General features: G+C 60.2%; 29 protein-coding genes. 7 read left to right on the top strand and 22 right to left on the bottom strand.

The genetic code is table 11. The features are described 5' to 3' along the window. Window positions 1–505: 505 nt before the first annotated feature. Window positions 506–1,153, bottom strand: a complete 648-nt coding sequence (locus tag YWU_RS0107500) for a hypothetical protein (protein ID WP_027019990.1) — start codon at window positions 1,151–1,153, stop codon at window positions 506–508. 168 nt (window positions 1,154–1,321) lie between these two features. Between YWU_RS0107500 and YWU_RS0107490 the strand changes: the two genes are divergently transcribed. Genes YWU_RS0107490 through YWU_RS0107480 form a run of 3 tightly spaced genes read left to right on the top strand, consistent with a single transcriptional unit; the run spans window position 1,322 to window position 3,028 of the window. Then, window positions 1,322–2,185, top strand: a complete 864-nt coding sequence (locus YWU_RS0107490; RefSeq protein ID WP_027019989.1) for a hypothetical protein — start codon at window positions 1,322–1,324, stop codon at window positions 2,183–2,185. After that, window positions 2,182–2,547 carry a GntR family transcriptional regulator gene (locus YWU_RS0107485; RefSeq protein ID WP_027019988.1) on the top strand — a complete coding sequence of 122 codons (366 nt, stop codon included), beginning with the start codon at window positions 2,182–2,184 and terminating at the stop codon, window positions 2,545–2,547. The genes YWU_RS0107490 and YWU_RS0107485 overlap by 4 nt, the downstream gene beginning before the upstream one ends. A 43-nt stretch (window positions 2,548–2,590) precedes the next feature. Beyond that, window positions 2,591–3,028, top strand: a complete 438-nt coding sequence (locus YWU_RS0107480; protein ID WP_027019987.1) for a tautomerase family protein — start codon at window positions 2,591–2,593, stop codon at window positions 3,026–3,028. 6 nt (window positions 3,029–3,034) lie between these two features. On the opposite strand, the gene YWU_RS0107475 is transcribed toward YWU_RS0107480, so the two are convergent. The 3 genes from YWU_RS0107475 to YWU_RS0107465 are packed head-to-tail and all read right to left on the bottom strand — an operon-like array spanning window position 3,035 to window position 8,534. Then, window positions 3,035–6,361, bottom strand: a complete 3,327-nt coding sequence (locus YWU_RS0107475; protein WP_240484082.1) for an ATP-binding protein — start codon at window positions 6,359–6,361, stop codon at window positions 3,035–3,037. Between the two features lie 2 nt (window positions 6,362–6,363). Continuing rightward, window positions 6,364–7,050: a DUF4194 domain-containing protein gene (locus YWU_RS15775; RefSeq protein ID WP_051260155.1), complete on the bottom strand. Its 687-nt coding sequence runs from the start codon at window positions 7,048–7,050 to the stop codon at window positions 6,364–6,366. Further along, window positions 7,047–8,534, bottom strand: a complete 1,488-nt coding sequence (locus YWU_RS0107465) for a DUF3375 domain-containing protein (RefSeq protein ID WP_240484081.1) — start codon at window positions 8,532–8,534, stop codon at window positions 7,047–7,049. Before YWU_RS0107465 ends, YWU_RS15775 begins: the two co-directional genes overlap by 4 nt. Window positions 8,535–8,862: 328 nt before the next feature. Here YWU_RS0107465 and YWU_RS0107460 point away from each other — a divergent pair, with 328 nt between their 5' ends. Further along, on the top strand, window positions 8,863–9,411 hold the full coding sequence (locus YWU_RS0107460; RefSeq protein WP_027019984.1) for a type 1 glutamine amidotransferase domain-containing protein: 549 nt from the start codon (window positions 8,863–8,865) through the stop codon (window positions 9,409–9,411). Between the two features lie 271 nt (window positions 9,412–9,682). Beyond that, a complete protein-coding gene (locus tag YWU_RS0107455; RefSeq protein ID WP_084141940.1) occupies window positions 9,683–10,900 on the top strand; it encodes an MFS transporter in 1,218 nt (405 codons plus the stop codon). Window positions 10,901–10,983: 83 nt separating this feature from the next. Here the strand turns inward: YWU_RS0107455 and YWU_RS0107450 are convergent, their stop codons facing one another. Both YWU_RS0107450 and YWU_RS0107445 read right to left on the bottom strand, forming a co-directional pair. Then, the gene (locus tag YWU_RS0107450) at window positions 10,984–11,850 is read right to left on the bottom strand and encodes a helix-turn-helix domain-containing protein (protein WP_027019982.1); all 867 of its coding nucleotides are present in this window, start codon (window positions 11,848–11,850) and stop codon (window positions 10,984–10,986) included. A 76-nt stretch (window positions 11,851–11,926) separates the two neighbouring features. Further along, window positions 11,927–12,547: a TetR/AcrR family transcriptional regulator gene (locus tag YWU_RS0107445; protein ID WP_084141938.1), complete on the bottom strand. Its 621-nt coding sequence runs from the start codon at window positions 12,545–12,547 to the stop codon at window positions 11,927–11,929. 59 nt (window positions 12,548–12,606) lie between these two features. Here YWU_RS0107445 and YWU_RS0107440 point away from each other — a divergent pair, with 59 nt between their 5' ends. After that, the gene (locus YWU_RS0107440) at window positions 12,607–13,161 is read left to right on the top strand and encodes a GNAT family N-acetyltransferase (RefSeq protein WP_034647404.1); all 555 of its coding nucleotides are present in this window, start codon (window positions 12,607–12,609) and stop codon (window positions 13,159–13,161) included. Between the two features lie 143 nt (window positions 13,162–13,304). Here YWU_RS0107440 and YWU_RS0107435 read toward each other — a convergent pair whose 3' ends face one another. The 5 genes from YWU_RS0107435 to YWU_RS0107415 form a co-directional block, all read right to left on the bottom strand. Then, a complete protein-coding gene (locus tag YWU_RS0107435) occupies window positions 13,305–13,841 on the bottom strand; it encodes a hypothetical protein (RefSeq protein WP_156892759.1) in 537 nt (178 codons plus the stop codon). Window positions 13,842–14,005: 164 nt separating this feature from the next. Next, complete coding sequence (locus YWU_RS15770; RefSeq protein ID WP_205618307.1) at window positions 14,006–14,635, bottom strand: hypothetical protein; 630 nt, start codon at window positions 14,633–14,635, stop codon at window positions 14,006–14,008. A 113-nt stretch (window positions 14,636–14,748) separates the two neighbouring features. After that, window positions 14,749–15,231 carry a GNAT family N-acetyltransferase gene (locus YWU_RS0107425; protein ID WP_156892758.1) on the bottom strand — a complete coding sequence of 161 codons (483 nt, stop codon included), beginning with the start codon at window positions 15,229–15,231 and terminating at the stop codon, window positions 14,749–14,751. A 74-nt stretch (window positions 15,232–15,305) separates the two neighbouring features. Further along, window positions 15,306–15,605 carry an SbtR family transcriptional regulator gene (locus YWU_RS18915; protein ID WP_420805298.1) on the bottom strand — a complete coding sequence of 100 codons (300 nt, stop codon included), beginning with the start codon at window positions 15,603–15,605 and terminating at the stop codon, window positions 15,306–15,308. A gap of 336 nt (window positions 15,606–15,941) precedes the next feature. Further along, window positions 15,942–16,322, bottom strand: coding sequence for a VOC family protein (locus YWU_RS0107415; protein ID WP_027019976.1), 381 nt, complete (start codon window positions 16,320–16,322; stop codon window positions 15,942–15,944). Window positions 16,323–16,853: 531 nt separating this feature from the next. On the opposite strand from YWU_RS0107415, the gene YWU_RS0107410 reads away from it, so the two are divergent. Beyond that, on the top strand, window positions 16,854–17,321 hold the full coding sequence (locus tag YWU_RS0107410; protein ID WP_156892757.1) for a hypothetical protein: 468 nt from the start codon (window positions 16,854–16,856) through the stop codon (window positions 17,319–17,321). Window positions 17,322–17,540: 219 nt separating this feature from the next. Here YWU_RS0107410 and YWU_RS17545 read toward each other — a convergent pair whose 3' ends face one another. The 11 genes from YWU_RS17545 to YWU_RS0107355 all read right to left on the bottom strand — a co-directional run bounded on the left by YWU_RS17545 (window position 17,541) and on the right by YWU_RS0107355 (window position 24,585). Next, complete coding sequence (locus YWU_RS17545) at window positions 17,541–18,563, bottom strand: head maturation protease, ClpP-related (protein ID WP_169718891.1); 1,023 nt, start codon at window positions 18,561–18,563, stop codon at window positions 17,541–17,543. Beyond that, window positions 18,538–18,930, bottom strand: coding sequence for a capsid cement protein (locus tag YWU_RS0107400; RefSeq protein ID WP_034647403.1), 393 nt, complete (start codon window positions 18,928–18,930; stop codon window positions 18,538–18,540). Before YWU_RS0107400 ends, YWU_RS17545 begins: the two co-directional genes overlap by 26 nt. 25 nt (window positions 18,931–18,955) lie before the next feature. Then, a complete protein-coding gene (locus tag YWU_RS0107395) occupies window positions 18,956–19,843 on the bottom strand; it encodes a major capsid protein (protein WP_027019972.1) in 888 nt (295 codons plus the stop codon). A 3-nt stretch (window positions 19,844–19,846) separates the two neighbouring features. Beyond that, the gene (locus YWU_RS0107390) at window positions 19,847–20,155 is read right to left on the bottom strand and encodes a hypothetical protein (RefSeq protein WP_027019971.1); all 309 of its coding nucleotides are present in this window, start codon (window positions 20,153–20,155) and stop codon (window positions 19,847–19,849) included. Next, window positions 20,148–20,576: a helix-turn-helix domain-containing protein gene (locus YWU_RS0107385; RefSeq protein WP_027019970.1), complete on the bottom strand. Its 429-nt coding sequence runs from the start codon at window positions 20,574–20,576 to the stop codon at window positions 20,148–20,150. Before YWU_RS0107385 ends, YWU_RS0107390 begins: the two co-directional genes overlap by 8 nt. Beyond that, on the bottom strand, window positions 20,573–20,875 hold the full coding sequence (locus tag YWU_RS0107380; RefSeq protein ID WP_027019969.1) for a WhiB family transcriptional regulator: 303 nt from the start codon (window positions 20,873–20,875) through the stop codon (window positions 20,573–20,575). The genes YWU_RS0107385 and YWU_RS0107380 overlap by 4 nt, the downstream gene beginning before the upstream one ends. A 466-nt stretch (window positions 20,876–21,341) precedes the next feature. Continuing rightward, on the bottom strand, window positions 21,342–22,793 hold the full coding sequence (locus tag YWU_RS15760; protein WP_051260154.1) for a DNA primase family protein: 1,452 nt from the start codon (window positions 22,791–22,793) through the stop codon (window positions 21,342–21,344). Between the two features lie 3 nt (window positions 22,794–22,796). Continuing rightward, the gene (locus YWU_RS0107370; protein ID WP_027019968.1) at window positions 22,797–23,285 is read right to left on the bottom strand and encodes a hypothetical protein; all 489 of its coding nucleotides are present in this window, start codon (window positions 23,283–23,285) and stop codon (window positions 22,797–22,799) included. 280 nt (window positions 23,286–23,565) lie between these two features. Continuing rightward, complete coding sequence (locus YWU_RS0107365) at window positions 23,566–23,847, bottom strand: hypothetical protein (protein ID WP_027019967.1); 282 nt, start codon at window positions 23,845–23,847, stop codon at window positions 23,566–23,568. A gap of 80 nt (window positions 23,848–23,927) precedes the next feature. Further along, on the bottom strand, window positions 23,928–24,362 hold the full coding sequence (locus tag YWU_RS0107360) for a hypothetical protein (RefSeq protein ID WP_027019966.1): 435 nt from the start codon (window positions 24,360–24,362) through the stop codon (window positions 23,928–23,930). 25 nt (window positions 24,363–24,387) lie between these two features. Further along, complete coding sequence (locus tag YWU_RS0107355) at window positions 24,388–24,585, bottom strand: helix-turn-helix transcriptional regulator (RefSeq protein WP_027019965.1); 198 nt, start codon at window positions 24,583–24,585, stop codon at window positions 24,388–24,390. Window positions 24,586–24,633 lie beyond the last annotated feature (48 nt).

The raw sequence follows: 24,633 nt of genomic DNA, 5'->3' as shown, positions 1-24,633 counted from the left end.
CACCCCCACCCGACGGGGTATAAATGGGATGCGCAAAAAATACGGTTAATGTTTAAGCAGCCACCGCTAGGCGCTGCCGGCATCATTAAACCGAAGTAAATAATAAGTACATCGGCACACTATCGAGTTCTCAAAAAACATTCGCACACTGACCGCTAACCACTTTCCGTGGCGCTCTCAGCAGCAAGATTGAACTTTACCAACTGTCTGTCCGCGATGCAAACTCGCGGTGAAGAAGAAGTAAAATTCTTCGTCAGATCCAAGCGGAAAACCAAGGTCAGAGTCGTTTTCACTTCCTTGCGGAAGAAGTTCGTCTCTGTGCCCTGCGCTCTGCCGCGCTGACTCGACATACATTAGCCATAACCTCACACACACAGCAAAGCCGCAGGTGAAGTCCGGTATTTATCGGTTTTCCGTCCAACCGGGCTCAGGTCGAGCACGTTGCGAGGACTTTCAGCAGCAGCACTTGCCTCTCTATGCGATCTAGATCCGCGTCATCAACGGTTCACTCGTATTCCATGTACCGCTTGCCGGTGACTGTGGTGAGCCCGAGCCCCGGAGGTACCTGGAGCGGCCTCCACACGACCAGTTGATCCCCATCCTTGAAACTCACACCCACGTAAGCGGTATCTGTCCGCTTCTCCAGATAGGTCCGTACCGCGATGTTGGTCGCTGGCACTCCATACCCCGGCCGGGAGTTGAGCACGGTGATGTCGCTGTAGGTGAGGTCGCCGCGTACGTAACCGTCGTACAGCTCTTGTGCCATCTCCCGATCTCCGGTGACTTTCCGGTCGAGCATCGACATCCGCATTCCACTATCGGCGAGGTAAATCCGGCCAGCACGCCGCTCGCGCCCGGCCTGAAATGGGATCAACGCACACAGCGCCAGCAGTAGCAGGAGCAATGGGATGCGCCAGACGAGCGCCATGGCGAGGGAGTCTCCATCTCCCATGGCGTCGAGTACCTCCACCACTATCCATCTGACGATGAGAAGTCCGGCAAAGATTCCAAGGACCTGGAGCACCAGCCCAACGACAGGGTCATTCCGCATCTGCCACGGCCCGTCGAACATAACCATCGAGGGATTCGCCTCGACTTCCCTTCGCCTTTCGGCAGAGAGCCCCACTAGATCCACCGTCTTCACCTGATTCACACAATCCTCCTCTGGCTCGATCGGGACTGAATATTCCCTGGAGTTTAACTAGCGGCCCCCTTGTCGATCTCGGTTTGTATTAGTACAGTTTTTGTACTGACACAAAAGGGGATCATCATCACCACGATCTGGATCATCATCGCCCTCGTCTGCTTCATTCTTCCTTCGGTGGCACTCACCAGTGGAGGAAAGAAAGCTCCGGCTCCTGCTGCCCTCGAGAAATACGCGGCAGACACCGGACTGCCACTGACCGACGAGGTCGCGGCTCCCCTGATTGAGAGGATCCGCCGTCGGGAACGAGGGATGCTCACTGGAGGCCTGATTGGACTGGTCATATTCAGTGCGGTGCTGATCTTCACCGACGCCTCCGATCAGTTGGCCCCTCTAATCATTGCGTTGACCGCAGCCGGCACGGCTTTTGGCGGCGCTTGGATGCTCGCAACACCGCGTCCGTCTCCTCGTGCAGATGCCCCAGTTGTTGCACGGGCCCGATCCACAAGGCTCAGCGACTACCTCACTCCCGGCGAGCGCTTCGGATTCTTCATTCTTCCGGTCGCACTCTTGGTTAGCATCGCTGCTGGCTACGGATTGTTCAGCATGATTCCCGAGGCCGAACGCGGGAACTCCTTCTTGTTCGGATTCGGCGGAGTCCTCATCGCGCTGGCCACCTGGTGGATCTCCGCGCCACTGATGTTCAAGGTCATCGACGCACCGGTTCGCAGCGGCACCGACCTGGAACTGGCCTGGGATGATGCGGAACGGGCGATCGGGCTTCGTCGGCTGGCGAACCTCGTCATTGTCGTCGGATGTATTGCGATCTCATTTTGGCTCGCACTCATCGCGGAGGTCGTGACCACCGACGGGTTCTATCGCGCCCCGGAAACCCAGGAACTCACATGGACGATCACGGGACTGGCGTTGTTGATCTTCGGCGCCCTGATCATTGCCGTCGCTGTCAGGCCCGTTCTCGCCTGGCTCACCGGAGAGCGTGAAGGATACGAACAGCGACAGCTCTGGGGCGCCGCAGAATGAGGACGTTGACCATCGACCCCACCTCTCCCACTCCACCTTTCGGTCAACTACGCAGTCAGCTCATCGCGCAGATTCGGTCCGGTGATCTGCCGGAGGGAACGAAACTCCCTGCTGTTCGCCGCCTGGCCGCTGATCTCGGGGTATCACCGAACACCGTCGCCCGCGCTTATCGCGAGCTCGAATCCGCTGGATACCTAGTTACTAAGGGTCGAGGAGGCACGCTTGTCGCGGCGCCTCCGCAACCCGATTCGCTTTCCGACGCCTATATCTCCACCATGCGATCCCTCGGCATGACGGACGACTCCATTCTTCGCTACACCCGAGAGGCGCTGGTCCGGTCGCGGCCGGAGAAATCGCAGTAACCTCTCGGTCAAGAAACCATCCTCGATACATACGGAGCAAGCCATGCCCACCTACACCGTCTGGTCTGAAGCAGACACCATCTCAATCAAGTCCCGGGCTTCCATTGCCTCGGTGCTGACCGAAGCTCATCACGCCATCACAGGCGCTCCCCGATACTTCGCTCAGGTGCTGTTCCCTGAGGTGGAGAAGGGCTCAGTTTTCGTCGGCGGACGGGCACTGACCGAGGGACACATCTGGGTCCGAGCTGATATCCGCTCCGGCCGTACCGCTGACCAAAAGCGAACCTTGATCGACCGGGTCATGGAGGAAATCGGCAACGCCACCGGCGTCGCACAGGCCCATATCTGGGTCTACATCAATGAGATCTCCGGGGAGAACATGTCCGAGTGGGGGCAGGTTCTGCCCCAGCCCGGCGGCGAAGACCGCTGGCACGAGGCCTTGCCGGAGGAGATCAAGGACACCCTCCGAGACCTCACCTAACTCCGGCTACGCCACCGCTACCTTGGGCTTCGCCCAGGAGCGGCCGCGGGTGTCCTTGAGGATGTCGTACTCCACGTCAACGTGCGGTTCGATGGCGCTGTACTTGTCGTTCGGAGCGCCAATGACCAGCTGGAATCCCAATCCCCGCCACGCACCGATGGCACGTTTGGTGAAGTGAGCGTCGGCCTTAATGAGGGCCTCGTCGAGAAGCACTGGCGCGTACCGGGGCCGGGCGGCATCGGCGTCACCGAGCTGATAGCGCAGCGCTGCACCGACGATGAAGGCAATCAATTCCTGTGATTCGCCACCCGACTTCTCACCAATGTGGTCGTACAGTGCCGCATGCGCGCCGGTCACCGCATCGATCTTTTCCGCACTGACCCGCACGTGATTGCGCACATCGATGAGATCTGCGAAGTTCGGTGCTGTCCGGCGGATCCGATTGATCAGCTTTGCTGTGCGCTCGTAGGCCTGCTCGCGCTCATCATCACTCGAAGCGTTCTCGATGAGGGCGCGGACCTCCCGCAGTTCAGCGCGGAACCTACGCCTGACCTCGGACCGGCTTTCGCGCGGGGTGATCTGCAACCGGTGGTCGTCATCGTAGAACGGCAGGTCAGCCATGATCCGGTTGATCGGCTCGATGCGCTCGCGAATCTCACGAACAGCACGACTGAGGGTGGAGTCCAGGTTCGTCAGGTCATTGCCAGAGAGGCTGACCAGACTCTGCTTCCACTCATCTTCCATTTCGTGCAGACCGCTTGCCTCCAGGTCGTCGAGGAAACGCTCGAAGTCGCGCAGAGACGTCTCCGGATCAGCTCGCAGATTGGGATTCGGCCATGCGGACAGGAAGTTCTCCAAAGTCAGGCGCAAATTCTCCCGCTGTTCGTGCACCGCAGCATGGGCGTTTCGTCGATCTTCGGCGATGTGTTTTGCCGCCGCAGAGACCGAGGCGTCGAATCCAGCCAGATCTCCGGTGGGCTCGCCGATCAGGGAGTTGAGGTGAGTGAGGTGGGTGTCGTAAAGCGAGAGATCTGCATTTTCCGCAGCCTCAATCAGGTCTGCGGATACCGCGATCTCGTCGTCGAGCTCCTCTAGGCGCGCGGTGGCCCGCTCCTTCTCGCCCTTGGCTCGGCCAATCTCTTCGATGTGGCCAGTGATAATGCTGCCAAGTTCAGCGACCTTCTCCCGGAAACCAGCGATCTCTGGGTTGCCGGACGTGATCTCATCGCGGATCTCGCTCCACCGGTGGCAGGCATCCTCGGCGGCGTCGACGTCGATCTGGCCCCAGGACATCTCCACGATGTGTCCGTATGCGGCGAAACGAGCCTCGAAGTCATCGAGTCCTTCTGAGGCTGCCGACTCATCAGCGGCTGCCCGGTCGCGACGCTCAGTCGCAGCTGTAATGGCCTCTGCCAGCTCGGCGATCCTGCGGTCATTGGAGAAGCCCAGCACGTTGTCGCGGCCGTGCCCGCCGTGAGCTCCCCGGTTTCCCTGGGACATCTGCCCGCGCACGGTCAGCGCAAACGTGTGATTTCCCAAGTCCTTGGGGTCGTCCACGCATACGAATCCGAAGTTGTCCTCCAACCGGTCCTGGAGCCAGCCGGTGAATTCGCTGGAGCGATAGTCCAAGCGTCCAGGAAGAGTTTCCCCATCAGCAGGAGTGGATTCACGCACTCCAGTCTCGACGCCCTCGAAACGCAGCCGTCGGTTCAGCCTCAACTGGTCGACAGCGACGCGAAAGTCCGAGAGATTATCGGAATCGACTAGCAGGGTCGTGGCGAAACCACCAAGGGCGAGGTTGAACGCCTCACGCCATTCCTCGAATCCGGAAGCGACCTCGATCAACTCGCCGACGAACGGCAGTTTGTCCGGACCCACCCCCATCGACTCCGCTAGCACCAACCGCGCTTCGTGGAGCGGAGCTGGAATATTGCCGTGGCGTGAGGAGAGCTGTCGGTGCTCGTTCTCAAGTTCGCGCAATTTTCGGTCGGCCTGGTTACGAGCGTTTTTGGCATCGAAGAAGGCGTCGCGGACCACGGTCTTTTCGTCGGGGTTGTCGCGGACCTCCCGTGCGCGGTCAATAAGTTCGGCGAAGGAGTCATCAGAAGTGACAGCTTCCACCTCGTCTCGCAGCGGTCCGACTGACTGCAGGAATCGCTCGCGGCGCTGCTGTACCTGGGTCAGGGTTTGCTGGGCGGCCTTGAGTTCGCGGTCAGCGGTTTCCAACTGCTCGCCGCCGGAGGCCCGGAGGACATCTTCCAAGCGGTCGCGTTCCTCTTCTGCAGCTGCGGCAGCACGCTGTCGTTCTTCCACTAGGTGGTCCGCAGCGTCGAACTGTTGCTGCAGGTCACCGCGGACCTGTGTCAACAGCTCCCGACGCTGGCGGGACTTCCACAGCGAGGCCACTGAGGTTGGGTCGGAGAATTGTCCGACCTCGTCGAGAAGCTCGAGGCGTCCAGTCGCCTCGTCGATTCGCTCCTTCATTCCCCTAATCGGTGACAGCGCCCGGAGTTGCCTGCGGGCGGTGACCATCTTCTCGCGAGTTCCCTCAAGCTCGTCGAAGTGCTCGACGACGGCGTCAGCAGTCGCGAAAGTCGCTGGCTCCTCCAGGACCATGCGCTTGTACAGCTCATCGACAGTGGTGATCTGCTGGCCTGCTTGGATCCGGGACAGCAGGTTCAGGGCCTTAGATCCTGATCCGGCAGCACCGATGCCGAGGACCGAGTGCAGTTTCGCGGAGAACTCCCGATCGGTGGGGTAGGTCTCCAAGCCCGTCTCCCGCACCGCGGAATCCCGCAGGCGGTGCGCGGCGGCAGGCTCCAACGAGGTCAGGTCAAAGTCTCCGGCAAACGTGCCACGAACCTTCACCAGATCATCAGCCACTCGAGCAGCCGCCCCGATGTACCAGGCACGCACGGCAGTGAAACGCGATCCATCGTGGTCGACCCAGGTCATCGCGACGGCGGTCCAGGTGTCCTGACCATCGCCGCGCAGGACGCGCACTTTGGTGCCGTTCTCAGTCCGTGACTCGTCAATCTTGCCGCGACCGTAGGACAGAATGTTGCGCTGCTCGTCGCCACGGGGACGGCCGGCGACGCCTCCATTCGACGCGCCATTAAACGGCGTCGTATGCGGCATCATCAGTGCGATGTACGCGTCCATCAACGTGGATTTTCCGGAACCGGAACCACCACACAGCAGCGTGGCGCCCGGCGCGAACTTCACGCGGTGCGCTCCGTCGTAGCCGCCCCAGTTGATCAGCTGCAGGTCTTCGGCGAGCCATTGGTTGCCGCGGGAGTCCTCGGGGATAAGTCCGAAGAGGGTGTCGAGCATGGTCACTGGTGGTCAGCCTCCGAGGTGTGGACGAGGGCGTCGTCAAGCGGGTTGTTCTGCGCAGTAGCGCTGCGGTTTTGCTGCGTCAGCCAGTCAGTGAGCTCGCGCAGTTTGTCAGCGCTAAGGACGATCTCCACTAGGGAGCTGATCCGGAACCGGCCCTGGGATTCCTCGGTGACGATGCCTTCTCGGCGCAGGGTCTCCAGTGCCTTGTGGACCTTCGCCTGGCGCGCGGCAATATCGCCTTCGGTCTCAGGGAAGTAGGTGAGCACGTTCTGCTCGACCTCCTCCACATCCACGCGGGCGAAGGGCTCCCCGGCGGTGGATTCACGCTGATAGACGGTACGTAGGTAGAGCAGGACCAGCGTCTCGACGTCGTTGTACGGCGTATCACGCAGCAGCACCGGCACCTCAGCGTCGTCCGAGGTCACCTGCTGTTTGTAGGCAACGCCACGGGTGGTGTCCACCACCAAGTGCAGGAACAGGTCATGCAGCCGCGACTCCACGATCTGCTGATGCTCCATCAGCACCGCCCAGTCCCCTGGGTGCCGCTCGGCATCAAGGAACCGGCGCCGCAGGAGCTGGACCAGTACGCGGCGGACCTCCGCATCGAGAACTCCCCTATCCCCAGGGAAACACCCCGCATCATCGTTTTCGATGGCGACGGGCTCGACGAATGCCTCACTCATATCTGCTCCTTTTTGGTTGCTGTTCCATCTATGTCGTCCGGAATCTCCGGCGCTCCAGCGCGTACCTCGCCAAAGGCGAACCTTCGGGTGGTGCCGTCGGGTCGGGTCGTCTCAACCACGGAGACTTTCTCGCCTTCCACCAGACCGTTGCGGTTGGCGATTTCGAGGAGTCCGACGAGGTCGACTGGGCGTCGTAAAGCATCAGACGCAGAGGCGAATGCCTCGGCGACATCGAAGCCGGCGCCGAGACCTGCGACGTACTCTTCCAATTCCACGTACTGCGGTCCGCCCCAGGCGCGGGTATCAGCGTCGATGAATTCAGCGGAGTCACCGTCATCGGTGAGCGGTTCTGGCCGGCTGTGCGCATGCAGAGAATCGAGGCTCTGTCGCAGATGCCCCACGTTCGCGCGCGGGAAGTGCCGTACTGGCTCGACCTTGTCGCCCTCATGCGGGGCCTGCATCCGCGTCTGCATTCCGGCCATCGCTTGCCGCAGCAAATCGTCAATCTCCCTGTCGCGCGCCGGATCGTGGGTGCGGACCTGCGCAGTAATGACGTGCGATGCACGTCGCTGCGCAGTGAGAACCTCCTGCACACCCTGTTCAATCCGCTTTGCGACGGCCACCAGTTCCACCCTCTCCCCCACGCTCAACCGGCGTGCGAACGGGTGGTTCATGAGGGCGTAGAGCTGGTCGGTCAGATCGTCGATCTGATCGGGGTCGCCAATGAGCTTCAACGCGCCGGCGAAGGCGCGGCCCTCGGGCGTCGAGTTCATCACGTGCTGGCCGCGATGCAGATACTCCCGGAGCACCTCGCCAGTTGGCCGGACATCTCGGCGCAGGTCGGAGACCACGTCACGCTGCATTGCGTTGATCGACTCGGAGACCCGCGCGAAGTCGGCCGGTAGCTCGCGAGAGAGGTGCAGCACGTTCTCTGCCTCTTCGAGAAGTTCCTCGTCAGCGGGCAGTTCCAATTCACCGCGCTCAAGTGCCTCGATGCGTTCGTTGAGAGCGTCGCGTTCTGCAGTCAGAGCGTCGATCCTGCGAGCGGGGTCGGTCTCGGTGTTCTGAGCCAGTGTCTCGACTGAGTCGAGCAAGGTACGCACGCGCGATCCGGAGACCTTATTGCGCCCGCCTTCGACGCGGCCGGCGATCTCCAATGCGGACACTGCCTGCGCCGATAGGCGATACACCTCGGTGCCGTCCTCGATCTGCGGGACTAGCCAACCAACGCGGACCCAGTAGCGGCAGATCTCCCGGCCATTACCCGACGGGAGCTCCTCGTATCCTGCCTGCCGAAGCTCGCGGGCAGTGTCGCCTACTTCCAGGTGTACATCGGTGACCGGGGCCGTTGGGCGGTCCGCGGTGAACACCGACGACAAGGCTGCGACCACGAACGGAGCGAATTTTCCGTGCAGCAACGTGAGCGTCGGGCTCTTAAACGCCGCGACGGTTCTCCGGTAGGAAGCCTCTGCCCGCATATTCATCACCGGAACCACCATAGCGGCGAAAAACCCCACGCTTTACGACGCCCACCTCTCCACCAACCACCCCACAACCGACCCTGGCGCTGAACAGTTCCTGATAACTCGTTCAGAATGTGGGCGGTGGGAAACACCACAGAAATACTCTCCACGGCATCGAGTTGCTGTTCACCGGCCCAGAGAAATCACACACTTCCTGAGAAGTCTGAACCTCATTTCCGTACAGCCGCTGACGTGGTTGCCGACACCCAAGTGCGTGCGTTTACTGGGCGTCACGCCCGAACACCACGGGCAACGAACACAGAAGAACGATCGAGGAGGAACAAGCGCAATGACGAACCTGAACGGTAAGCGTGTAGCAATTCTCGCGACGAACGGCTTCGAGGATTCCGAACTGACCGACCCGGTGGAGGCACTTCGCTCCAACGGCGCTGAAGTGGACATTGTCTCCACTGAGAGCGGCTCCATCGAGGGCAAGAACGGGCACAAGGAGTCCGTCACGGTGGTTACCTCTGACGCAGACGCCTCCAACTATGACGGTCTGGTTCTGCCCGGTGGCGTCACCAACGGTGACACCATCCGACTCGACGAAAAGGCAGTCACCTTCACCCGCGACTTCTTCAAGCAGCACAAGCCCGTCGCTGCCATCTGCCACGGCGGCTGGATCCTCACAGATGCTGATGTTCTAGAGGGACGCACCGTCACCTCTTTCCGCAGCCTGAAGACGGACCTGCAGAATGCCGGAGCGACCTGGGTTGACGAGGAAGTTGTCGTCGACCAGGGCCTGGTTACCAGCCGGACCCCGGACGATCTGCCGGCGTTTAACTCCAAGCTCGTAGAGGAGCTCGCCGAAGGCAAGCACGAGGGGCAGACGACCTAGCCTCTGGTCCGCATTCCCCAAAAGCCCGACGACCCGACACACGGTTATCCCCGGACCTGACATCCGGCGGATGATTTCCGTGGGCAGGGACGTCGGGCTTTTGTCATGCCCGGACGGGTCTCGGAGCACCTCGTAACCTGCCCCTGTCAGTACTAGGCAACTCAGGGTTCTGGCTACCCCTTTCTTCCCCGGACATGGTGAATACCTGACCGGCCCGCCACCTGTGGGTGCGGTTCATCTCACCACAACCGATTGAGAAGAGAAGAGCCCGATGGAAACCATCACTCAGGCAGAACGACGTACGGAACAACCACCTGCCGTTGTATCTCGTCGCACAGCCACATTCGCGCTGCTGGCGCTTAGCGTCGGCGGATTCGGTATCGGATTGACCGAATTCGTCATTGCCGGACTTCTCACCGGGGTCGCTACTGACCTGGGAGTTAGCATCTCCCAAGCTGGCCATCTCGTCGGCGGATACGCGCTCGCCGTCGTACCCGGCGCGCTGCTCATCACTCCGGTGCTCATGCGACGTCCTCCCAAATATGCGTTGGCACTCTTGCTAGCTTTCTTCGTTGCCGGAAACCTGTTGTCCGCATGGGCGCCGAACTACGAGGTGATGTTCACAGGCAGGATCGTCGCGGCTCTCGCGCACGGCGGATACTTCGGTATTGGAGCTGTCCTCGCCTCGTCCCTGGTTCCGGCATCGAAGCGTGCCTCGGCGGTTGCTGCTCTGTTCGCCGGTCTCACCATCGCCAACGTGCTCGGGGTCCCGGCTGGCGCCCTTATCGGGCAGCAGTTCGGGTGGCGGATGGTCTTCTGGATCATCAGTGCCCTCGGTGTCGTCGCACTGGCGGGAATCATCACGCTCGTACCGAGGACCGAGCCTGAAGGGGACCAATTGCCGGTCGCCCAGCAGTTCCGTGCACTTGCGCGGCCGCAGGTTTTGGCATCATTGCTGACCACGGCGCTGGTATTTGGAGGCGTCTTCGGTGTGTTCACCTACATTGAACCAATGCTGCGAGAGGTCACCGGCTATTCCGCCGCTGCCGTCCCGTGGTTGCTTGTGATCTTTGGTGCCGGCCTGTTCGCTGGGAACATCCTAGGTGGCAAGGCCGCCGACAAGAACCCCGATACCGCCGTACTTGTTCTGGCAGCATTGCTTCCAGTCGTGATTCTGACGCTGGGCGCCGTTGCCAGTCATCCCGTCCCCGTGGCGATTGGTCTATTCGTCTTGGGTCTAGTCGGGTTCGCCACTGTGCCTGGTCTTCAGGCTCGGGTGATGCGGCACGCGACCGGTGCTTCAACGCTTGCGTCAGCTACGAACATCGCGGCCTTCAATCTGGGCAACACCATCGGGGTGAGCCTCGCAGGGGCAGCAATCGCCGCCGGCTTCGGACTGCGCAGTCCAACAGTCGTTGGAGCAGGACTGGCTCTCATCGGCCTTGCTCTGGTCATCGCAGCCCGCCTAACTGCGCGACGAAACAACTGAACCGTCTGTGCGATGCAGTGGACTGTCCGAATTAGATTGCGGGGAGATCCGCTAATAAGCGTGCGTGTCTCGCGAGAGCTCGGTTAACTCGCGGTGAGCAACCGGAGCGCGGATTCTGAGGCGCTGCCGGGCTCCGCGGTGTGCGGCAGGATCCGCTGACCATTGCCCTCGGGAAGATGTAGCACCTCGTACCCAAGTGTCATCTCACCAACTTCTGGGTGACGGAACCATTTGGTGCCGCTAGTGCACAACCGCACGTCGTGACCTGCCCACAGGCGAGCAAACTCTGGACTTTTCACCGACAACTCCCCCACAAGCTCCGCCAGTCGCTGGTCATCGGCGAACTGCGCGGCGATGTAGCGCAGGGAGGACACGGCAAGTGCCGCTTCACTCTCCCAATCTGCGTGAAGATCCCGGGTATGCCGATCAAGGAACAGAAGTTTGATCTGATTCGGCCGGTGCTCCGGCAGCGATGGCGACTCATAATCAAGGTGGCCGGCGAGCAGGAGGTGCCCGGCGCGATTCCACGCGAGAATGTCGTTGAATCTTCCGAAAAGCACAGCGGGAACGTCCCCCATCGAGTGCAACAGACGCACCGCACCTGGTTTCGCTACTTCAGCCATCGCCTCGACGGGGCATGGCGCCGGAGCGCCCTGCGCTAAAGCATGCTGATGGGCGTGCTCGTCCGTATCAAGCTGCAAGGCTCCGGCCAATGCATCGATGATCGCGTCCGACGCGTTTTGCGACTGTCCTTGCTCCAGCCGGGTCAGGTACGTCACCGACACCCCAGCGAGCTGAGCGAGTTCTTCACGCCGCAGGCCCGGTACCCGGCGACGTCCGTAACTGTTGATCCCCGCCGCTGCGGGCGTGATCCGGTCGCGGCACCAGCGTAAGAATTCTCCGAGCTCCGTAATTGGGCCCTCGGAATCAACAGAGTGTGCAGTTGCCATCAATCCATTGTTCCGCATTCAGATCTCACATAGCCTGCCACTGTCAGTGACAGGCAAGGCTGTACCGTCACGGAAATCATGATGTGTCTTTGTCGGTGACCTGCATTAGCAGCGCGTTCAACCCCGCTATGACAATCACTTCCGGTTCCACCGTGTGGTCACGGTGCAGGGATGAATAGATGGGGGCTATCTCCGCATTCGCTGGTGCGGATCGTTCATCGTTCGACATCGATGCGGTGGTCGCGCTGCCGATGACGAAATTCGACAGAGTGTAAGCAGCACCGAGTGGGTCAGCTGCGCCTGCTTCCGAGAGCAGCACTACCATGCGCTCTGACAATCGGAGATACGAGGGGCCTCGTGGGGCGCGCATTGCGATCACTTGGCACGCCCAGCGATGCCGCTCAAGATGGCGGAAATAACTGAGCATCAGACCCGACAACTGCTCCTCGGTCAGTGCTGCGGCCACTGCTTGGTCGCTGCCTAACGCTTCATCGAGCGCAAGGTCGTAGAGGTCATCGATCGAGTCCACCCTGGAGTACAGACTTGCAGCAGCTACGCCGAGTTTTCCGGCGACCGACCGGACCGTCAGCGCGCGGAGCCCGCCCTCGTCCAGTAATTCAACTGCGGCGCGAGCAATGCTGTTCTCGTCGATGGCACGAATCCTCTGGACGGGCTTGCGATGCTCCCAGTAGCTCATTGGCTCATTTTAACCGAACAAAGTTCGGCCACTATCCGTACTATGTTAGTTTTGTGAGCATGGCATCCATCCCATCACCGTCGTTTCCTCGAGACACTGCACGTCTTCGCTTGCGACTGCATGAACCAGCAGATTCTGTGTGGCCGCAGCACATCTACTCCCAACCGGAGGTCTGTCGCTACCTGCAGGAAGAGCCATGGACCACTACTGACGCTGTGAAGAACGTCTCCGACAGGATGAAGAAGACCGATCTCACTGGACCCTCAGCAGCGCTGGCGATTGTGATAGAACACGACAGAACCCCGATCGGAGATGTCGCACTATGGCTCACGAATAAGGACTATGCAGTCGCAGAGATTGGGTGGGTCCTCGACCCAGAATTTAGCGGGAAAGGGTTCGCACGCGAGGCTGTCTCTGAGGTGTTGCAATTCCCTTTCGAGACCCACGGACTCCACCGTGTCGCTGCGCAGATGGATGCACGAAATATCTCGTCGGCGAAACTAGCGGCAGCTGTGGGGATGCGGCAGGAGGCTCATCTGCGACAAGACTGGTGGAACAAAGGCGAATGGACCGACACCCTAGTCTTCGCAATGCTCAATTCAGATCGGACGTGAGATGACAGAGTTCTGGCGCAGCGAATCGCTGCCTCATCTCCAGATCAGACGGTCCTGTGGAGAAAATTCTTGCTACCAGATCCACACCCCTAATGCTCTCTCCATCGGAGTGATCGACGAGGGAACGTCGGTATTCACAGGTGTCATCGACCGCGTAAACCGGTGCTCTCGTGGTCCTCAATCATCTGGAGGTATGTCTGGATCGGGACTGCTGCACGGTGAGAGTCCCCGCCACTAGAGCGCCTCCGGCAACCCCCGCACCAAGCCGTCATCGACAGCGGCGTCTCGCGAACCAGCCACGGCACCACCAAGAAAAGTGACAGGGTGCCAGGAAGCCAGGCAGAGCCAAAGAGCAGCATCCCGACGTCCTGTCCCCACACCGGATGCATCACCGCAAACGACGCCCATCCCCCACCGAGCGAGGCGATTCCGGCACCCACCGTGGCGAGCGCAATCAGCCACGCCACCGGGTGACTGCGGCGGGAGAGAATTACTGCTGCGACGCAGCCGTATACAAGAGCGACCATGACGTCGACAAATAGGAACAGTACATCCGGAGATAGCGGAACCCGACTAGCAATCTGCAAGACCATACCGGCGATCGCAGGTACCGCGGCAGCGACGAGGACGGCTATGGCGGCCCTAGGTCGTGCCGGGAACCGGTCTGACGGCGGCAACATGGAATAACTGTACTGCCAGGTACGACCCAGCGGTATACCCCGTCCGGAGGTACCAGAAGGGGCAAATCGCGAAGCCCTGAGTCGGCTCATCACCTGCGGTCGCCGAAGGTGAAACCGAGCGCGACAATCAACACCCACACCGGGCCAACGAACCCGGCCAGGTACTACAGCGGGGAAGCCTCGGTGAGGAGAATCAGGATTCCGAAGACCAGTGACACGATGCCGATCCAGCGCGGCACTGCGCGATACTTCAGCGAAGGCACCGCCACTGCGATTGCCGCCAGGCCTGATGCCGCCCACACCCACGGGATGGTCGCCACCCAGTCGGTATAGAAAGCTGCGGATTCTGGAACGTACGCGGACTGCGCAGAAAGGCCCAATACGAATTGCGTATCCAAGCCGCTACCGAGCAGCAGTGCACCGGCAGTGAGCAGCAGACCAGCGAAAGCCACCTGTCCGTAGAGGGACGCCGAAGGGGTCCGCTCATCCAGCCTGCGCTTTAGCCCTGCCCCGAAAACAGTGAGGCTCAGCAACGCCAGGACCGCCAGAACGTGGAACGCGAGATAGGTGCTCTGTTTGCCGGAGGCATCCATGAGCATGGCTTCAGCATCGCCTTGAGTCAGCTCCCAGTTCACCGATGCCATCCTCGGTGCCTGACTCGCTGCAATGCTGAGAATTCCAGCGGCGACACCGGACCATGCCCAGAGTCGGTTGGTCCGAATAATAGGAACGAATGACGTCTCCGCAGCCGGGATCGTCTCGTTCGAGCGAATGTCGGTGGTGTGGTGAGACATGATCTCTCTCCTGGATCGGGGACCCTGGGCGGGTCCTTCTGGAAATCATGTTCCGCCCGACCGCGTCCCGGGCACTAGGGCGCCGGGCCCGACTATCCGGGCAGTTTCTTCTACTACTCCGAAACAGCCTCAGCGCCGGTCGCAACGACAGGAGCAATGTAGAGATCCGGACGCAACGTGTCCTCCGGGCGCACGAGCGTCCAGCCGAGGGCCTCCCAGAACTTCTCAGAGCGGTCGTCGGCCAAAGCGATTAGCTGATGGTCCGGGTATTCCTGCTCCAGGTGCTGCACTGCCAGCGCGCCGATGCCCGATCTACGGTGCTTCTCGCGCACATCGATGAACTGAATCTCCAGCAAAGGCTTGCCCTCTGCCTCCATCGGGTACGTGCTGTCGATAAATGCCGACCGCTCGACCTCCAGGTCAAGCTCCAGTCGCGCCACTTCCTCGCCATCTTCCTTCGAGATCATGAACTGCTGGTAGCCGTCATCATCGCGGACGATGTGAGAGTCACGCCAGAAGTCTACGAATGAGTAGTCATCCGGGACGTTGTCGGCCTCTGCGGGGTCCAAAACCAGTGCTTTGATGATCAATCTCATGCCCTCGAGCCTACGGCCCGGCTCGACCACTACGACGGGGAGCCCTCACCCACGGCGAGAGCTACGCGAATGAACTAGTGGTCATTCTCAGCCGCAGATTCGGTCCGGGTTGTAATCCTGCCTAGTTCTGCCTCGGTCAAGGGACGGATCGGATTCGGCGTTGCCGTGGTGCGTGCCGGCGGGAGCGCATCGAGGACAAGGTGCAACATTCGCCGATGCAGATCCGGGTGTTCGGGTCCTCCGAATACCACCGTCGCCTGCACCGCTGCCGCGAGAACTTGGGCATCTGTGAGACCGACATCCTCACGCAACTGGCCAGCTGTCTTCGCCCGATATAACAACACCCGCATAGGAGTCCCGACCCCTGCATCCATCCTCTGGAGCAGTGGCAGAAGCTCTCCACTAGTCGATGACCACGACCAGATGGGAGCCTCGCCGAGCCCTCCCAATATGAACTCCCGGATTCCTCGAATTCATTAGCTGTGAGCGCCAATTCGGCCGCCTCATCAACACTGTCCCGATAGACCGCAGCATTCACCTCGTCGGTACTCGCGAACCTTCGATTGAGAGTTGCCATGCTAAACCCCCACTTTTAGCCGAGGAGGCAGGCCGATGCCCTAGTGGCTGGTGATCTCCCCCTGACCTCAAGCCGCATGCCGAAATCGGTCGTGATGGTCGAAGTCGCATGGCATCAGTCCGCCGACCGAGGCTCAAGACTCAACGAACGACTGTATGGACAGCAGATTACCGTCGGGATCAAGGAACCAGGCGACCTGCACCCCCGAGGGCGCGGTCCAAACTCCCAGGTGATCTTGGTCGAAGCCGTTGTAATGTTCGAACTCGATTCCCACTGCCACAAGTTCGGCGACCTTGGCTTGTACGTCAGGGACTGCCCAACCGGCAATCGTGAAAGGATGCGGGTTCAACTCGCTCACAATGGTCAATCGGAGCATCGTGCCGGCTGCGTCGAGGACCAAAGCAAACGATGACTCTTCAATCACTGGCAACCCGAGCACGCTCTCGTAAAAAGCCCGAGCTTTGGCCACATCGCGAATGGGAATGAACCCGACGAATGGCGCTTCGGTAAGCATGTCTGGAGCATATCGCAGGCCCGGGGCGCACTCTGAAACTCTAGGCAGACCGCCGACGCCTCAGTCGACTTGGAAACAACTTTCAGTGCAGGCTGCCACACAGAGGTTGAAGTGTGCTGACAGTGCACAGAAATGACTCAGGGCCACTTCCCGGTTTCCCGGAAAGCGGCCCTGAACTGTGCATTTCCTTGTGGAGCTAAGGGGAATCGAACCCCTGACCTTCTCGATGCGAATTCGCCCGTCTGGGCAAACGGTAAAAACCGACACCGTTGGACAGGACTATCACCGCAGATCAGCAGCATTGGTACCGTTGGCACGTACCGGACAATACCGACCCTTGTGCGGGATAAGTGCGGGATGCAACTACAGCCAGATCCGACCGGCCGCCGAGACCTACGCGCGGGCTGGTTTACGCCGGAATCGGTGAGAACCTCCCGGCTCTACGCCCGGTCGCCATGACCGTGGTTGCGCGCCTGTTCGAAACCAAAATAACGACTGTCGGCCACGCCATTATTCTTCACACAAGTCTCGATGGTCGAGGCAGGAAGAAGGCGGCAGATGCCTAAGAGAGCGTTTTATCCCAGATTCAAGTACGACACCGTCGTATTGGCAGAACGCAGGGAAGATGGAACCTGGGACGTGGAGGGCGGTTACGATTCCCCGGACGCTTGCACTGATGAGTTCTTCCAGCAGAGGTACAGCGGCGAACCTGGACGTAAGTTCGTCCGTCGTCGAAACCAAGAGAAGATCGAAGAACCCAACGCGTTCATAGACAAAGGTGACTTCTCGCTGATCCTCGTCGAAGACAGGGAAACCCTAGCTCGACTCCGGGACGAGAATCCGGACGCACTCATTTTCGACACCGAATTTGGCAATGTTTTCGATCTCAGCGAACTGCCGAACATGTGGTGCGGATTTAGGAAAGATGGTGAAGAATTTTTCACTGAAGAGAACGAGGTTTACTTCTTTCCTTACGTCGCACTAGTGGAGGAAAAGTAGTTGCCTCAGCCGGCGATATCTCAGGGCGGTTACCCTTCCTGACTCCCCGCCGCTTGCACAGTCAGGATTTTCTTCAGGGTCGCTGAAACTTCCAGGCTTACCTGCACAGGGCCTCATGCTGGGGCCGAATGATCCATCGGAGAGAGAGAAAGCCTGACTGCAAGCGGCGGGGAGTCAGGATGGGGCACCCCGCTAAGATTTCGGCGGGGTGCCCGCAGGTCAGCGGACCCAGCCGGCCTTGGTGGTGTCGTCGTGGATGTCGGGGTCCTGGTCGTGGCCAATGGCTTGTACGGGGATCGTATTCTTCGGCGCGGAACCATAGAGTTCGCGTCCGACCTTCGGATCTCGTGCCATCGCTGCTACGGCTGTGGAGCGGTAGGCCGGGTTCAGTCGGCCTTCTTTGATCCAGGTGTCGACCTCGTTGGCTCGTTCGGTCGCTTGCTGAGCAGCTCGGGCTTCCATACCTGCCTTAGCGGTGGCCATCAACTCGTTGTAGGTGACCTCGGACATGTTGACGGTGCCCTCCTCAATCTCGGTGAGGGACTTCACGGCTGATACCGCCTCGTCGGCTCCGGCGGAGGCCGGGTCGAGGTCGAGGGCGGCGCAGAGGTCGGACCACTGCTGCTGGTTGAACTCCATGTTCGTCTCCAATTGTGGTGTTGGTGCTTCTGCCCGTGAGCGGTACTTGAAGGCGCTCAACATGGCGAAAGCATGTGCTTTAGGTTTCGTTCCTGCCTGTACTTGGTCAGCCAGTCCAGCGGTGACGGCTTCATCAGCGGTGAACCACGTTTCAGCAGCCATGAGAGCAGCCCAGTGCTCAGGCGTTCCTCCGGCCTTCTCCGCGTAGATCTTCGCGATCGTGGAGCCGAGTCGTTCCAGGTCTGATGCTGCCTTCACGAGCGTTGGTCCATCGCCTTCAAGGCTCATCCATGGCGCGTGAATCATCATCTCTGAGTGCTGGTTCATCACAATGTGATCTGCGCCGCCGATGATGAGGAAACTTGCGGCTGATGCGGCCAGGCCGTCGACAACAGCGGTGACGCGGCCGGGGTACCCCCGGAGGGTGTTCATGATCGCGATGCCCTCGTGGACTGACCCCCCGGGGCTATTAACCCTGAGGGTTACTGGGGTATCGCCCTGGGGTAGTTTTCCCCTTAGCCACGCTGCTGATAGGCCCCCGGGTTCAATGATCCCGTCGAGGTGGATATCCATCTGCTTATCCCAGTGCAATGAAAGCGTCATCACCGGAGTCTGCGGAGTCCACGGCGATACCGACGATGTACGCGGCGGAGTCTCCTTCTTCCCCGGCAACGGCGACGGCAGCGCCATCTTCTCCGACTGCGACCGGGGTCCCCGGGGTGAGTGCGGACCCGGCGGTGATGGTCAGGACACGGTGCCCGCGGGCAACACCGACCTTGTCTCCGGCGGAGGAGTCGTACTTAGACACACCGAGAGGCTTAGCCCCGGCGGCGGCGATACTCACGGTGATCTGCCCCTTGTCGGTCCCGGAGGCGGTGACGAACCGCTTACCGGCGATGTCTCCGGCGGCGATGACGGTCAGGTCTGTACCCGGGTTGAACAGGTCCCGGGAAGCGTTGGTGAAAGACATGATCTCTCCTTTTTTGATCGTTGGGTTAGGTACCGAGGATGGCCAGGGCGGAGGGCATTGTGGAGCCCATTACCGGCATGGCGTAAGCCTGCGTCCACGTCTGTCGGTGGTGCTCGTCGCGCCACGTGGTGACGGTCAGACCTTCCTCGTACTGGATGAATCCGAAACGGGTCGGATCGACCATGTACGCGGTGTCAGCGGGAAGATGGTTAGACACCTTCGCCTCCAGGCCGTAGTCGCTCAGCATCGTGCCCAGGTCCGGGCCGTAGCAGATCCGAAGGTTCGAGTAGGCGTTAGGGGAGAGCACCAGGCGGGTGTAGGCCACTCCGAGTTCGCGGCGCTGAGCATCAGCCTGCGCAGCGGCGAACAGTGCGTGCGGCAACTGTCGCGGGTCCGACATTGAGGTGGGGTTGCCGGTGGCGATCGCCTCATCCCACGGAAGACCTGAAACTTGAAACATGTCATCGCCGGCGGCGGTAACCGTCGCGGTGACAGTCTCGATGGCGCGCTGGTTGATCTTGCGCACGATGGTGTTGGACAGCGCCTGAACCTCCGAGTCAAAATCGATGCTCTTGTTGCGCCTGCGTGCCTCATCGCTGGTGGGGAACTTTCCGCCGAAGTCCTGCACTCGTGCGATCTGTGATTCCGGGCGGGTGCGGAAGACCACGGGGTACTCGTCACCGGGGTTGCGGTCCTGCACATCATTGTCGGTGTACAGGTGCTTTTCGGTGATGGGGGCGAAGATGACGGCGCCGCCGTCGACCTGGCCGCCTTCGGAGAACAGGTTCTCCACGATCAGGTTCGGCTCGATGAGCTCGGCGAGCTTCGATTCGATGATGGTGGGGTCATTCAGCGCCTGGTCGACGGTGATGCGACCGGCGTCAATATCTGCGGATCCGGGATAGAAACCCATGGCTTAGACCTCCTGCCGGGTGTCGAGCAGACCGTTGGCGATCAGCAGGTTGCGTAGGTGTTCGCGTCCGGCGAAGTAGCCGTCCATCCATGCAGCCAGAGCCGCCGGGTCTTCGAAGGCAGGCACGTCAGGGCCGAAGGCACCGGAGTCGAGGGTGAAGCCGAGGCGCTGGTTGTGCTCGATGTTCTTTAGATTGGTGGGGCAGTTACGCATCACGTCGGTGGATTCGAGGGTGATGATGCCGCCGAGGGCGGTGGCGAATGATCGGGTGATCGGCCGGGTGTCCTCGTGCGGGTCGAAATAATCAGACATTGGTGTCCTCCAGGTTGGTTGTGCGTCCGGCGGCATATAGTTCGATCTCTTCTCGGTCGAAGTACCACCGGCTGTTGATTAGGGTTCCGGGGAGTCGTCCCCGGGTGGCCAGGTCCGTGACGTTGCGGGTAGAGCAGTTGAGAATCAGTGATGCTTCCCGCGTGGTGATCTGGCCATGGTGCTGATCGTGGTGTGACGGCCTGGAGAGAACTTCCGATGCGGTCTGGTCGGCAGTTCCGACTTCCGGGGCTGGTTGGAGGACGTCGGCGGCCAGACGTACTGCATCCAGGTTCGGGCCCTTCATCCCCGGGATGCGGGAGCGGATGAGGCTGAACTGCTCCTGATACGTCAGAACCGCCTTGGCCAGCCGGTGGGCCTCTTGTTCAGTGAAGGTGAATGTGGTGCCGGTGTTCCGTCTCATGCAGGGTCCTGTCGGAAGAGATTCCCGGCCCAGATCCCGGCTCGGTCGGATGGTGCTAGTTCGGCGGCGATGGCGGAGCAGGAGGTATTCACTGGGCAGCGCTGGCAGATCAGGGCGGCGACGCGGTGCCGCTCATCCCGAGCGCCGGTGGCCTCCCCGTGGACACTCTCGTCCCACAACGGCAGTGGGTACCCGGCGCACGCCGCACCATCAAGACGATGATCCCTACCAATGCAGGACAACTCCGGCATGTCCTCAATCTTCGGAGCGGCAGCAGCCCGGCCGGTTCTACGGGCCATATCAACCTCTACCAAACGGGCCTGAATATCCGGCTGAAGAATACTCCGATGTTTCACGTGAAACATTTATCGCGGCTCCCAAGATTCGACGGCATCAACAATTTTGTCAGCCAATCTCATTGACTGATGCTCATTAATGAGAACTTCATTGTTGCCTACCCGAAGAGCAATTCCACGCTTGTCCGGTCGGCGCATTATTTCGACGCGTGCTTTTCTTTTTGACAGGGCCCAAATTGCCCGTGCTGATGGCATGGTGTTAACTCCAAAATTGTCTGTAGGTGTCCGATTGTCGGATGTGGGTGAAAGTTGGGGAGTGAAGTTGCTAAAAACGTGTTCCTGACGTTCCTGCTGGTCAGGCGTGTTCCGCCGGTGTTCCAGAACATGGGGAACATGTTCCGTTGTGTTCCGGAACATGCCCCTTAACGCTCTGGCCTGCATGAACATCAGGAACATGTTCCTGGCAGGTTCACGCAGACTTCACGTGCGCGGCGGAGGGAAACCCGGCAGGCTCCCTGATCCCGAATATGTATCGACTCTTTTTATCCTCCCCATTAATGCGAGTGTTTTTCGCTTTAATATTCGGGTCAATCGCTCCGATTTGGCGGAAGAATTCAATCTGAGACAATGGCTTCGTACCCATATCATCGCAGTGATTCCGGTACTTTCGATGCACCTCTGACACTGGAATAATGTCGTTCTCATCGCCCGTTACGTCGTATCGATCATTGACGAATACCTGAAGTGGCGATGCGCTATCGGCCATTATTTCTGTGACCTGATCGTGCGTTCCTGGGATTGTGAATCGGCCTTGCTCGTCTAGGCGCTGCAGGCCAGCCAAAGCCCAGTTGAAGATCCCTGGGAGCTCGGCGGTGAGTTTGTTTCCGAGCTCGACATCTTCTCGTCCTCGGAAGGTCTGGGTCAGTTGGACGGCGATGAATCGGCTTGCGATCGCGGCGGAGGTGTCTACGAAACGTGGGACCTCATTGGAGACGATCATCATGCGCGTGGGTAGCGTGCCGTTCCAGTACTCATGGTTCTTGCGGTTGATGCTGACCGCATCGTTGCCGATGATGTTCAGCAGTACTTCCACTGCGCGACTGGACCCGCGGGTGTCGTCCCTGCGGGCATCCTCGATGACAGCGAAGGGCATGCCGATTAACTCGGCCAGACCGAACTCGCTGCCTAGGGTGTGCAGCGATGGGCTAGCGGTGTTTTCCACGCCGACAAGTTGCTTGATGATCCGGGAGATGGTGCCTTTGCCGGCTCGTCCCGGCCCGATGATCGCAAAGCCTTTGTGCTGCTCCATTCGTCCGCTGATGAGGTACCCCATGAACTCTTGTAGGGACAGCGCTCCGTGGGCGTCGTGGGCGAAGATCTCGGAGATGAACCGCTGCCATACCGGACAGGTAGCGCTGTTGTCGTAGTCGAAGGGCAGTGCCCAGGTGGAGAAAAGCTCCGGGCTGTGCGGCTCCAGTGTCTTTGAGGGCAGGTGCAGCATTCCGTTGTTCATGACGACGTACTGATCGGCTGGGTCTTGGTCGTCGTAGGTGTTGATCCAGAACGGGGCATCAAGGCGGTCAGGAAGAAGGTCGTGCTCCAGTGACTCGATGCAGTCTAGGACGTTGGCGACTTTCGCCCTGGTGGGATTGAACGGCACTGGTACCTCATCCTTCGGATCGAAGTAGTTGGCCACTTCCAGTACGCGGTAGAGCACTGATTTGAGGTCTTTGCCTTTGGGGTGGGCGTCTTGCCAGTAGCGACCGTTGTAGCGGTATCGCCCGTCCCTCCAACTTCCGATGGTCTGGATCTTCCGGTCAGCGGCGGCATCGATCGTGATCGTCGCAGTGAAGGTGTCAGCGATGACACGACGTGCGACAGACATCGGGGTGTTCGGTGGCGGGTAGAATTTCTCGGTCATCGGTTAGCTCGCCTCCTTCATCTCGGTGTCGTAGACCTGACTGATTCCTTGGAAGGTTGGCCATGCTTCTCGGAGGATCTGATCGAGCTGGCGGATCGGTACGGTCCTCCAGGACTCCTCTAGGCGCTTCCCGAGATCTCGAGCTAAGTGGCGGTAGCGCTGTTCGATGACCATGCGAGAAAGGGACTGGGCTTCGGCGGCGCCGGTGGTGGCGTGGGTGATATCGGCCAGCCGGTCAATGACACCGCGTTTTTCAGGCCCGTCGAAGTGCCCGTTGTTTCGGAGCCAGTCTCCGACAGCGGTGAGGAAGTACTTCTTATCTCCCAGTTCGGGCATGTGGCTGATGCAGGATTGGTATCCGGTGATGATGGTTCGGTCGGCGTACGCTCGGAAGTCGGTGTTTGGGTGTTTTTCCAGAAGTGGTTTTAGTTCTCGGTGGCCGCAACCGGCCATGGCCTCCAGCAGTGTCGCTGCCGGATCAAATACAGTCATCGTGTCCCCCGTGCCTTTCTTTCGGGTACTCTGTGTGCCCCTGAGAAGCGTTTGGTCATCGTTGTGTGTGTCCCGGTGGGCGCTATTGCGTCTGCGGGCTTTCCCCTGGCCGTCGTGTACGGCCGCGTTTCTCAACCTCGGAGTTTCCGAGGTTGTCGTGCCTGGGAGAAGAGTTGAACTTCTCCTACGACCATCCAGGCGACCTAGCGTTAGATCTGGTCGAGGTCGAGTTCAGCGAGAAGGAGCACGCCGTCCATTTCTTCAAGCAAGGAATCGCAGATCATCGCTGGCCCTCCAACCTGTCGAGTGCGTCCAAGAGTGTGAGCATCTTGGCGGTGCCTGTGCTCATAGACTCTTTGAAGTGCCGTTCCCACTTAGCGAGGTCACACGAATCGCATCGCTTCGCGCCGATAGGTCCGGGGCCTGATCGTTCAGTACTAGATCCACCGCAGTAGTAGTAGACGGTGCCGTCTTCACTGGCAGCGCGGATAACATGCACCCGCCGGGAGTCGTCCGCAACAGCGGTGGCCTGGGTGTCGGGGTTGGGGGTAGGCTGGGTCATACAGATTCCTTCTTCCTTGGTCGGTGGTTGGTGCTGGGCCTCGGTGCGTTGCTGCGCACCGGGGCTGTTTTTGTTGGGGGTCATGACGCTGCGGGGAACGGCGTCGGCTCTTCGAGGGAGAGCGCGGCTCGATCAGTGATCGCTGCGGCGACCCGCACCGCTTGAGCAGCCGGGAGTACAACCGTCGCGCCGGTGCTGTCAGCGATGGTGACGTTGCCCTCAAACCAGGTGACCTCCCAAGCGGAATCCCCCTCAGGAATCTGCTCATGCATCTGGAGGAAGTCGACCAGGGCGCTGACACCGAACTCGGATAGCCAGCGGGTCAGGGAGAAGTCGGCCGGTGCGACACCCAGGTCCTTCAGATCGGATGCAAGTTCTTCAGCAATCGGCCGGTACGCGGTGTCCGGGACGTTGATGCCGTCTTCTTTTGCAATAGCCGGGTACAGGTCCTTAACGATCTGCTCGACACCAACGCGGTAACTATCGGTATCGGGGTGGATATGTGAAACGGACATGATGGGTCTCCTAGGTGAGGTTGGTTTAGGCGGCGGTGTCGCCGGTGACAGTTGCGTCGTACTGGGCTTGCATCCAGGCTTCGAGATCAGAGCGGCGGTACATCACCCGGCGAGCCCCAATACGAAAAGATGGCGGACCTTCATCGCGGGACCTCCAATAGCGCAGCGTCCCCTCGGGCACACCGGACTCTTTCGAGGCCTGAGAGGTGGTCAAATTTTCCATGTCGATGCCCTCCTATGGACAATTGAATGTTTCCGACACCGCAAACGC

The organism is Corynebacterium sputi DSM 45148 (assembly GCF_000427865.1).
Classification (GTDB): domain Bacteria; phylum Actinomycetota; class Actinomycetes; order Mycobacteriales; family Mycobacteriaceae; genus Corynebacterium; species Corynebacterium sputi.
The sequence above is the reverse complement of the archived record's forward strand: the minus strand, read 5'-3'. Positions and strand labels throughout refer to the sequence as shown.

Excerpts from the sequence above, each read along its gene's own strand:
- YWU_RS0107355 (WP_027019965.1), bottom strand. The coding sequence starts at position 24,585 with ATGGAAAATTTGACCACCTCTCAGGCCTCGAAAGAGTCCGGTGTGCCC.
- YWU_RS0107365 (WP_027019967.1), bottom strand. The coding sequence starts at position 23,847 with ATGACCCAGCCTACCCCCAACCCCGACACCCAGGCCACCGCTGTTGCG.
- YWU_RS17545 (WP_169718891.1), bottom strand. The coding sequence starts at position 18,563 with ATGACGCTTTCATTGCACTGGGATAAGCAGATGGATATCCACCTCGAC.
- YWU_RS0107455 (WP_084141940.1), top strand. The coding sequence starts at position 9,683 with ATGGAAACCATCACTCAGGCAGAACGACGTACGGAACAACCACCTGCC.
- YWU_RS0107460 (WP_027019984.1), top strand. The coding sequence starts at position 8,863 with ATGACGAACCTGAACGGTAAGCGTGTAGCAATTCTCGCGACGAACGGC.
- YWU_RS0107370 (WP_027019968.1), bottom strand. The coding sequence starts at position 23,285 with ATGACTGTATTTGATCCGGCAGCGACACTGCTGGAGGCCATGGCCGGT.
- YWU_RS0107395 (WP_027019972.1), bottom strand. The coding sequence starts at position 19,843 with ATGGGTTTCTATCCCGGATCCGCAGATATTGACGCCGGTCGCATCACC.
- YWU_RS0107390 (WP_027019971.1), bottom strand. The coding sequence starts at position 20,155 with ATGTCTGATTATTTCGACCCGCACGAGGACACCCGGCCGATCACCCGA.
- YWU_RS0107440 (WP_034647404.1), top strand. The coding sequence starts at position 12,607 with ATGGCATCCATCCCATCACCGTCGTTTCCTCGAGACACTGCACGTCTT.
- YWU_RS15775 (WP_051260155.1), bottom strand. The coding sequence starts at position 7,050 with ATGAGTGAGGCATTCGTCGAGCCCGTCGCCATCGAAAACGATGATGCG.
- YWU_RS0107380 (WP_027019969.1), bottom strand. The coding sequence starts at position 20,875 with ATGGCCCGTAGAACCGGCCGGGCTGCTGCCGCTCCGAAGATTGAGGAC.
- YWU_RS0107385 (WP_027019970.1), bottom strand. The coding sequence starts at position 20,576 with ATGAGACGGAACACCGGCACCACATTCACCTTCACTGAACAAGAGGCC.
- YWU_RS0107410 (WP_156892757.1), top strand. The coding sequence starts at position 16,854 with ATGGTCGAGGCAGGAAGAAGGCGGCAGATGCCTAAGAGAGCGTTTTAT.
- YWU_RS0107435 (WP_156892759.1), bottom strand. The coding sequence starts at position 13,841 with ATGTTGCCGCCGTCAGACCGGTTCCCGGCACGACCTAGGGCCGCCATA.
- YWU_RS0107450 (WP_027019982.1), bottom strand. The coding sequence starts at position 11,850 with ATGGCAACTGCACACTCTGTTGATTCCGAGGGCCCAATTACGGAGCTC.
- YWU_RS15760 (WP_051260154.1), bottom strand. The coding sequence starts at position 22,793 with ATGACCGAGAAATTCTACCCGCCACCGAACACCCCGATGTCTGTCGCA.
- YWU_RS0107360 (WP_027019966.1), bottom strand. The coding sequence starts at position 24,362 with ATGTCCGTTTCACATATCCACCCCGATACCGATAGTTACCGCGTTGGT.
- YWU_RS0107475 (WP_240484082.1), bottom strand. The coding sequence starts at position 6,361 with ATGCTCGACACCCTCTTCGGACTTATCCCCGAGGACTCCCGCGGCAAC.
- YWU_RS0107480 (WP_027019987.1), top strand. The coding sequence starts at position 2,591 with ATGCCCACCTACACCGTCTGGTCTGAAGCAGACACCATCTCAATCAAG.
- YWU_RS15770 (WP_205618307.1), bottom strand. The coding sequence starts at position 14,635 with ATGTCTCACCACACCACCGACATTCGCTCGAACGAGACGATCCCGGCT.
- YWU_RS18915 (WP_420805298.1), bottom strand. The coding sequence starts at position 15,605 with ATGGATGCAGGGGTCGGGACTCCTATGCGGGTGTTGTTATATCGGGCG.
- YWU_RS0107400 (WP_034647403.1), bottom strand. The coding sequence starts at position 18,930 with ATGTCTTTCACCAACGCTTCCCGGGACCTGTTCAACCCGGGTACAGAC.
- YWU_RS0107485 (WP_027019988.1), top strand. The coding sequence starts at position 2,182 with ATGAGGACGTTGACCATCGACCCCACCTCTCCCACTCCACCTTTCGGT.
- YWU_RS0107445 (WP_084141938.1), bottom strand. The coding sequence starts at position 12,547 with ATGAGCTACTGGGAGCATCGCAAGCCCGTCCAGAGGATTCGTGCCATC.
- YWU_RS0107415 (WP_027019976.1), bottom strand. The coding sequence starts at position 16,322 with ATGCTTACCGAAGCGCCATTCGTCGGGTTCATTCCCATTCGCGATGTG.
- YWU_RS0107425 (WP_156892758.1), bottom strand. The coding sequence starts at position 15,231 with ATGAGATTGATCATCAAAGCACTGGTTTTGGACCCCGCAGAGGCCGAC.
- YWU_RS0107465 (WP_240484081.1), bottom strand. The coding sequence starts at position 8,534 with ATGAATATGCGGGCAGAGGCTTCCTACCGGAGAACCGTCGCGGCGTTT.